Below are 7967 nucleotides of genomic sequence, written 5' to 3'. Positions count from 1 at the left end.
AGAGTGAATGGAATTAAGATTCCTTATGTCATCAAACCAAGACGTGCAGGAGATATTGCGACATGTTTCGCAGATCCTACAAGAGCTAAGGAACAGCTTGGCTGGGTGGCTGAAAAGAACTTGGATGATATGTGTAGAGATACATGGAATTTTGCAAAACAGTTTATTAAATAAATGAAAACAGGCAGCCAATGATTAGGCTGCCTTATTCAATGAAACATTGATATTGGTTTAAGAAAGTTTCTACATTAATTCGAACTACTTTATATGTGATTTTCTTATCGATTGTTAGAATGATATAAGATCCATGCTAATCATCTCTAGGTAAAGTGATTGAGCCTGGATTTAGAATTAGACAATTATTGTAGATTTGTTCTTTGACTAAATGCGTATGTCCATAAAGATAGATATCTGCATGATGTTGATCGATATCTTTTTTTATTTCGTTCAAACCTTCATCTCCATGTGAGAAATGGATGCGTTTGTATAAAACAGTTAATCTTTGGAATTTAGGTAAATCTAATGTATCATTATTCCTTTAACACATATAAAGTTATTTAAGCCATTAATGCTTGTAGTTTGTGAATCTCCTAAATGAATAAATTTCACATTGTCTTTATAGAGTGAAGAATAGATGTGATAAAGAATTTTTAGGATATTTTGATTCCCGTGATTATACGAAACGATTATGATTCGGATGTGTAGGCATCAAAATAGTCTTCATAAACTTGAAGATTATCTTCACTATGAGCTAGAGCTGCAAAATAAGTAGACTCTTTGATTGCGTCCAATTCTACATTTTCCATGGGTTGTTGCAGAATATATTCACCATTTTTACCAACTGCCCATATGTTTTCATTGTGATGATCTACATTTGAGAATTTATGTAACATTGTCGCAATGGCCATTTCTTCTGGATATAAACACATTTTAAATGTATTTGAACAGTAGGCTAGATTGTCTGCCAAAGCTTTAGCACTTTCGTGCGTTAGTATAAACCAAGGATAGCTGATATAGATTGTGTCCTCAATTTCACGTTTTTTAAAGGAATGAACAAGACTGGATGTCATTTTATTCATGGCACGAATGGTTTTTGATTTTTGGAAATCATAAGAGTTTGTAAAGAAGGCATAGTTTTCAAATCTTTTCTTTACTTCTACATTTTCATCTGAGTTATCCACTTCATAATAGATATCTTCGTCTTCATGTGTTTCTAAATATTCTACAAGTTGTGCTTTTGATTTTGTAGGGATCATACCATCAGTCATTATGATGAAACGATCATATGTAAAAGATCCATCTTCTTTTTCAAATTCTAAAGCATCTTTCATCAATACAATAAAGCCTCTAGGTAGTGACATATCGGCTGGAAGGGCAGTTTGTTGGTGATGAGCCACATGTAAATTTGGCGTATCACAATAGGATAGAATCAAATCATCACGTAGATTATCATCGTTTACCATCAAGTAAACGTCATCGCCTTGGTTGATCAATATATCTAGGTTTTCTGTTATTTCTTCAAAATTATTTTTCATATAGTGCATTAAATAAGCAATTTTCATGGAATTCACCTCATGAAATATTATAACATTTTAGCATCGTATGATAAAATACATTTATGGAAAAAGCAATATTGATTGGTGTACAAACATACACAAGCCATTCTTTTGAAGAAAGAATGGAGGAAATGAAAGAATTAGCTCTTGCCTGTGATATTGAAATTTGCATGAGTATATCACAGAATTTGGAGCATCCTCATAAAAAGTATTATATGAATCCTGGTAAGATTGAAGAGGTCAAACGCATTCTTGAAGATCAAGAATGTAGCATGGTTCTTGTATTAGAGGCTATTTCGCCCTCTGTACAAAGAAATTTATCGGACTTTTTTGATTGTGAAGTCATGGATAAAAGTGCTTTGATTTTAGAAATCTTTGCGTCTCGTGCTAAGACAAAAGAGAGCATGCTTCAAGTTGAGTGTGCACGATTGAAGTATTTATTGCCAAGACTTCAAGGCAGCTATAAACATATGGATAGACAGCGTGGTGGTTCTAGAAACAAGGGAACAGGAGAAAAGAAAATCGAACTGGATGCGCGAAGAATTGAAGGTAAGATTCATTTTGTGGAAAAAGAATTAGATAAGATTCATACGCAAAGAAGCGTACAGCGTAATCAGCGTAAAAAAGGTATGGTTAAAAGTGTAGCTCTAACGGGTTATACCAATGCAGGTAAATCAAGTATTATGAATGGGTTTGTGAATGAAGATAAGTCTGTATTTGAGAAGGATATGTTGTTTGCGACTTTGACAACTTCAACACGTCAAATTGAAACAGAGAACCATAATGTATTTACTTTAAGTGATACAGTTGGATTTATTAGTGATTTACCACACAGTTTAGTACAAGCCTTTCATTCTACACTTGAAGAAGCTGTGGTTTCGGATTTGATCTTAAAAGTAGTGGATATTTCAAATGAACATAAGGATAGCAAACTTCAGGTTTGTGAAGAAACATTAAAAGAAATTGGATGTGAAAAAGTTCCCTACTTGTATGTCTTTAACAAATGTGATCAGACAAATATTGAATATCCAAAACGTGTAGAGGATCGTATTTATATTTGTGCTAAGGAAAAGTCGAGTATTGCGTTTTTAAAGCAGGAAATTGAAAAGGAATTATTTCATATGGAAACTTTACATGTCGTGATTCCTTATGAAAAGGTCAGTGTACTTGATTATATTCATACCAATGGTAAGGTGCATAGACAGGAATATAAAGAGGATGGTATTGAGGTTGATTTTAGTATTCAACAAGATTTGATTCATCGTGTAGACAGGTTATTACGAATATAAGAAAAGAGGAAGAATCCTATAATAGGTGTTCTTCCTCCATTGTTTTTTCTAGAGCTTTTGCCGCTAATAAACAAGTGTTCATACATTTGATGTTTGGATCCGTACTATGATGTACAGGTTTGATGTGTGCGCAATCTAAACTGCCTAATAGTTCTTTAAAGTTACGTGTATGTTTTTGAATCAATGGTCTTAATTCAGGTAACATTTCATGTGCTTTTGTCCTGCATACCATTTTTGATAGGGCAGCAATCGATCCGATTAATGCACCGCATGTACTTCCAATAAACATGCCGCCACCAAATCCAGCCATCATTTTCATGTCTTCTTCTGAAATATCTAATTGATACGTTTCATTGCAGGCATGAAGTAGTGTTTCTGAACAGTTATATCCGCTTTGGTAATATTTTTTAACGTTTTCCTCAAGTATAGTCATAAATAGCCTCCTACAAGCTATTTTAACTTTTCTTCCATCCAAAATCCATTAGAATTTCATTTATATCTTCTTCAAATGTTGCGAAATGTATTCCAAGACTTTCTAGTTTTTCACTATCTAAACGATAATCTCTGAATCGATCTTGGTAGCGTTCGTTGTTTGGTAAAATGATTTCTTCAATCAGTTCATCACTTGCACCTAAGGCTTTAGCCACATATTTTGCGGATTCATATGTGGTCATAGTGTTCTTGGATGCTACATGATAAATGCCAGGTTCAAGTTTTGTGATTTTATCAAATTGGGTTGCCAAATGCTTGGCATATGTCATACCACGTTTTTCATTCACAGTAAATAATGTAGGAGTATGGCTGATTAGCGCATTCATGACATTTTTAATGATGCTTGGACTTGCCTTGATGCCTGGATAGCTTAGTCCCATCATCCATGTAAAGCGTAAGATGATCGCATCATCCAATTGTTGTTGAATCAACTCTTCGCATTCGATTTTATTTTGTCCATATACAGTCACAGCACTTAATGGTTCGTCTTCTTTAAAAGGACCACGATTTTCTTTTCCATTGAAGGCTTGTTCGGTTGAACAAAAAATCAATTTAGCACCTTTTTCTTTACAACAATCAATGATCGCTTGTGTACTTTCTACATTGATTTTATGAACTAAATCTGGATGTTCATTACAGAAGGCTGTAGTTGCATTGGCAGCAGTGTGAAAACAAATGTCAAAATCTTGAGAAGCTACAAATTTTTTTACGTCTTCAGGATTTGTAAGGTCTGCATCCTTTCTTGTCATGCAGATCCAGTTAAAGTTATCTTTTTGATACGCTCTTACTAAGCTTGCGATATAGCCATTGGCTCCGGTAACTAAAATGGTTTTCATAAATTAGTCCTTTCTAGGATTTGACACTAATAGGTGTGCTCCTTGTTTGATTGTGATTTTTTTGGATGCGAATGGTACAAATAGACTATCATATTGTGGTAATACAATTTCTTCATTGTTCCATACGATTGTACAATCTGAATCAATATTGGATAGAATCATGTAATGTTCATCACAAGTTAGATCCATATCAGAATCAGCATAAACTTCATCTACAGTAAAATTAGGACAGTCTCCAATTCGGTGTGTTTCCTGTTTTTGTGGAACAAAAGTAGGTTTTAAATTGAAGTTTGTGACATCAAAAGATTCTTTGACATGTAAAGGACGCGTTTTTCCATCTTTTCCTTTACGGTTGTAGTCATAGAAACGATAGGTTGTGTTCGAGTTTGTACCTACTTCTAAAGCTAAGATGTCTTTTCCCAAGGCATGAAGCATACCGCTAGGAATGATGATGTAGTCTCCTTTATGAACTTTTACTTTGTTTAAATATTTTTCAACATCATTGTTCATTAAGGCATTTTTAATTTCATCTGCATCATTGATTGTTGTTCCGGCAACTAGAGTCGCGCCTGGTTTGGCATCTAGAATATACCAACTTTCATATTTTCCGTAATCATTGGAGTGTTCTAGGGCGTAATCATCTTCAGGATGAACTTGAATGCTTAATGCATCCTTTGTGTCTAGATAAGCCAATCGTAATGTTTCGTGAAGCGTAAAGCCTTTACCTAATACTTCATCCGGATTTTCTTGAATCATTTCCATTAATGTTTTATTAGTTCCAATAATTTTGTTTGAACAATAAGGGTGGGCACTGACTTCCCACCAAGTTCCATAGTCTTCATCGATGCCTCTAGCTTTAGAGATGTGGTTGGTTCCCCATATTGTGTAATCATGAATGGGTTCTAATAAAAATGGTTTCATGTTATTTTGCCTCGGCTTCAAATTCTTCTAAGATTTTTAGGGATGAGCTTGTTCCAATTCTTTGTGCACCTGCATCAATCATGGCTTTACATGTTTTCCAATCACGAATGCCTCCAGCCGCTTTAACTTTCACTTGTCCTTCGACAGTTTCAACCATTAATTGAACATCTTCTAAAGTGGCTCCACCAGTCCCAAAGCCTGTGCTTGTTTTGATGAAGTCTGGTTTTACTTCTTTGGCAATTAAAGCAACTTGTTTGATTTCATCTTTTTCTAAATAACAATTTTCAAAGATAACTTTTGAAATGACGTTATGTTCTCTACAAGCAGAAACAATACTTTCCATTTCTTCTTTAATGTAGTCCCAGTGGTGCATTTTAGCTTGCCCAATATCAATGACATAATCGATTTCGTCAGCTCCATCTTCAATCGCAATCTTTGTTTCGGCAATTTTAGATGCTAGGCCAGCTTGTCCTAAAGGAAAGCTGATGGCAGCTCCTACATGTACGTTTGTTCCTTTTAATTGTTCTTTACAAAAACGAGTCCAAGTTGTATTTATCGCAACCATAGCGGCACCGATTTCTTTTGCCTCATTACATAATTTAGTTAGATCAGCTTCAGTGGCATATGGTTTTAAGAATGTGTGGTCAAAATAATTTGCGAGTTGTGTTTTGTTCATAATTGATTACCTCTCTTTTACGGTTTCATTCTAGAACGTAAAAAAAGAGAAGTCAAGTAAATGTTATAACATTTAAAGCGTGAAAGATTATGTTATACTAATTTTAGGAAATGGAGAATTATATGACAGTATTAGATACAAGTATACCTTATGAAAAAGTATTGATGGTCATGGCACGCAAGACCATTCGTAAAGAAATCGAATTAAATCAAGAATTTCATTATGTTGAATTTGATGAATCATTAAAAGAAGCTTGGTGCAAGCTACAAACCCAGGTTTGTTTATTTGAAAATCTAGAAGAGGCAAGAAAGAAATGGGATAGTATGCTTACAAGAGATAAGGATTTCTTTTCTAAACATTTCTTGTTTGTCGCAAATGAAAATAATGAACTAGTTGGCAGTGCAGGACTTTGGTTTGGAAATGATTTTGAAGAAAGTAGACTTCGCGTACATTATGTGGCGGTAAGTTTATCAGCTCAACATAAAAAGATTGCGCAGGCCATGCTTACAAAACTTTGTATGATGTACGATACAATTCCAAGTAAGTATCCATTGTATTTGGCAACCCAATCGCAAAGTTATGGAGCTATCAAGTTATATTCAAGACTTGGTTTTACACCGTATTTAGGGGCTTATAAGGGTTGTACAGAACAAAAGAGTAAGAATGCGTGGCAAAATGTCACAGAAATTTTGAGGAGTAAGTAATGAAAAGATTAATTAGCGCAAATGCATCCGAAATTTTAAGTATGAATGCACAAGAATTGAAACAAAGTATTAAGGCAAGTGAGGGGCGTGTCATCTTGTCTGAAAATGTAGCGCCTAGAGAAAGTTTTATTGGGGATATCACAAATGCAGAGATTGCCAGAGCTTTTGGGTCGGATATGATTTTGTTGAATTGTTTAGATGTATTAAATCCATATATTTTTGGCTTAGAACATAATAAAGATAACTTTGTAGATGAACTACATCGTTTAGTAGGACGCCCAATTGGGGTGAACTTAGAACCGGTTGATTTAGAAGCTGAAATGTTAGAAGATCGTTTGGATATTGCGAAGGGTCGTCAATTAAATTTGGAAACAGTCAAAAGATTAGATGAAGTTGGTTTTGATTTTGTATGTCTTACTGGAAATCCAGGTACGGGCGTGACAAATGAACAAATTGAAAAGGCAATCTCATTCACAAAAGAAAATTTCTCCGGATTGATCATTGCAGGAAAAATGCATGGTGCTGGATCGGATGAGCCAGTGGCAGATCTTGAAATCGCAAAACGCTTTGTGAAGGCAGGGGCAGATGTTATCTTAGTTCCTGCTGTTGGAACCGTTCCAGGATTTGATATGGATGATTTAAAGGCAGTATGTAAAGAAGTGCATTCTTGTGGTGGTTTAGTTCTTTCTGCGATTGGAACGAGTCAAGAAGGATCTGATACAGATACAATTAAGGATATTGCGATTATGAATAAGATTTGTGGTGTTGATATTCAGCATATTGGAGATGCAGGATATGGTGGAGTGGCTCCAGTAGAAAATATCATGGCTATTAGTAAAGCTGTAAGAGGAGTACGTCATACCGTATCTATGATGGCTCGTTCAATTAATCGTTAATATGGAACAAAAAGTAATTCTGTTAGCTTGTGCTGCAGGCATGAGTACAAGTCTTTTAGTAACGAAAATGCAGGAAGTATCAAAAAAAGATAAGATTTTTGCGATTCCTGTATCGAAAGTAGATCAAAAAGTAAATGAAGAGTCTATTGATGTTATTTTAATTGGTCCTCAAATTCGCTATATGGAAAAAAGAATTAAAGAAAAAATGGCAGTAAAACACATTCCTGTCGGTGTCATACCAATGGAAGATTATGGGCGTATGGATGGGACTAAAGTATTAAAGTATGCATATTCATTGATGAACAAGGGCTGAGAAATCAGGCCTTGTTGTATAATTTGAGTTTATAGGAGATCAATCATTATGATTAGAGAATTACAAAAAGCAGATATAAATAAAGTTGCAGATATATGGTTGGATACGAATGTGGTGACACATTATTTTATTTCTAAACAATATTGGCAAAATAATTTTGAATCGGTGAAGGAGTTGCTCTTGCAGGCAACTGTCTATGTCTATGAGGATAATCAAGAAATACAGGGATTTATAGGTCTAAATGATGAATATATTGAGGGCATTTTTGTTTCAAATGAAATGCA

10 protein-coding genes and 1 pseudogene are annotated in these 7967 nt (G+C 34.7%); 5 read left to right on the top strand and 6 right to left on the bottom strand.

Translation table 11 applies throughout. The features are described 5' to 3' along the window. Nucleotides 1-310: 310 nt before the first annotated feature. Nucleotides 311-511, bottom strand: a pseudogene (locus H8911_RS12565) (metallophosphoesterase family protein); the annotation flags it as partial. Between the two features lie 175 nt (nt 512-686). Beyond that, nucleotides 687-1562 carry a beta-1,6-N-acetylglucosaminyltransferase gene (locus tag H8911_RS11210; protein ID WP_186999714.1) on the bottom strand — a complete coding sequence of 292 codons (876 nt, stop codon included), beginning with the start codon at nt 1560-1562 and terminating at the stop codon, nt 687-689. A 56-nt stretch (nt 1563-1618) separates the two neighbouring features. Between H8911_RS11210 and hflX the strand changes: the two genes are divergently transcribed. Then, complete coding sequence (gene hflX / locus H8911_RS11205; protein ID WP_186999713.1) at nt 1619-2845, top strand: GTPase HflX; 1227 nt, start codon at nt 1619-1621, stop codon at nt 2843-2845. Between the two features lie 16 nt (nt 2846-2861). Here hflX and H8911_RS11200 read toward each other — a convergent pair whose 3' ends face one another. From H8911_RS11200 to deoC, 4 genes are read right to left on the bottom strand one after another with little or no spacing between them, the layout of a single operon-like run. Continuing rightward, entirely contained in the window at nt 2862-3278 is a 417-nt protein-coding gene (locus tag H8911_RS11200) for a C-GCAxxG-C-C family (seleno)protein (protein WP_199593249.1), read from the bottom strand. A 22-nt stretch (nt 3279-3300) separates the two neighbouring features. Beyond that, complete coding sequence (locus H8911_RS11195; RefSeq protein ID WP_186999711.1) at nt 3301-4173, bottom strand: SDR family oxidoreductase; 873 nt, start codon at nt 4171-4173, stop codon at nt 3301-3303. Between the two features lie 3 nt (nt 4174-4176). Beyond that, a complete protein-coding gene (locus tag H8911_RS11190) occupies nt 4177-5094 on the bottom strand; it encodes a type I phosphomannose isomerase catalytic subunit (RefSeq protein ID WP_117925810.1) in 918 nt (305 codons plus the stop codon). 1 nt (nt 5095) lies between these two features. Continuing rightward, a complete protein-coding gene (gene deoC, locus H8911_RS11185; RefSeq protein WP_186999710.1) occupies nt 5096-5770 on the bottom strand; it encodes a deoxyribose-phosphate aldolase in 675 nt (224 codons plus the stop codon). A gap of 122 nt (nt 5771-5892) precedes the next feature. Here deoC and H8911_RS11180 point away from each other — a divergent pair, with 122 nt between their 5' ends. The 4 genes from H8911_RS11180 to H8911_RS11165 form a co-directional block, all read left to right on the top strand. Then, nucleotides 5893-6474, top strand: a complete 582-nt coding sequence (locus H8911_RS11180) for a GNAT family N-acetyltransferase (RefSeq protein ID WP_117925813.1) — start codon at nt 5893-5895, stop codon at nt 6472-6474. Next, on the top strand, nt 6474-7370 hold the full coding sequence (locus H8911_RS11175) for a DUF7916 family protein (RefSeq protein WP_117925815.1): 897 nt from the start codon (nt 6474-6476) through the stop codon (nt 7368-7370). The genes H8911_RS11180 and H8911_RS11175 overlap by 1 nt, the downstream gene beginning before the upstream one ends. 1 nt (nt 7371) lies before the next feature. Beyond that, entirely contained in the window at nt 7372-7683 is a 312-nt protein-coding gene (locus tag H8911_RS11170; RefSeq protein WP_117925817.1) for a PTS sugar transporter subunit IIB, read from the top strand. Nucleotides 7684-7731: 48 nt separating this feature from the next. Continuing rightward, nucleotides 7732-7967: GNAT family protein (locus H8911_RS11165; protein ID WP_500784411.1), on the top strand; the 236-nt coding region annotated here is incomplete at its 3' end.

Origin of the sequence: Holdemanella hominis, from assembly GCF_014306155.1 — a bacterium.
GTDB classification, from domain to species: domain Bacteria; phylum Bacillota_I; class Bacilli_A; order Erysipelotrichales; family Erysipelotrichaceae; genus Holdemanella; species Holdemanella hominis.
This window is presented reverse-complemented; position numbering and strand designations above follow the sequence as displayed.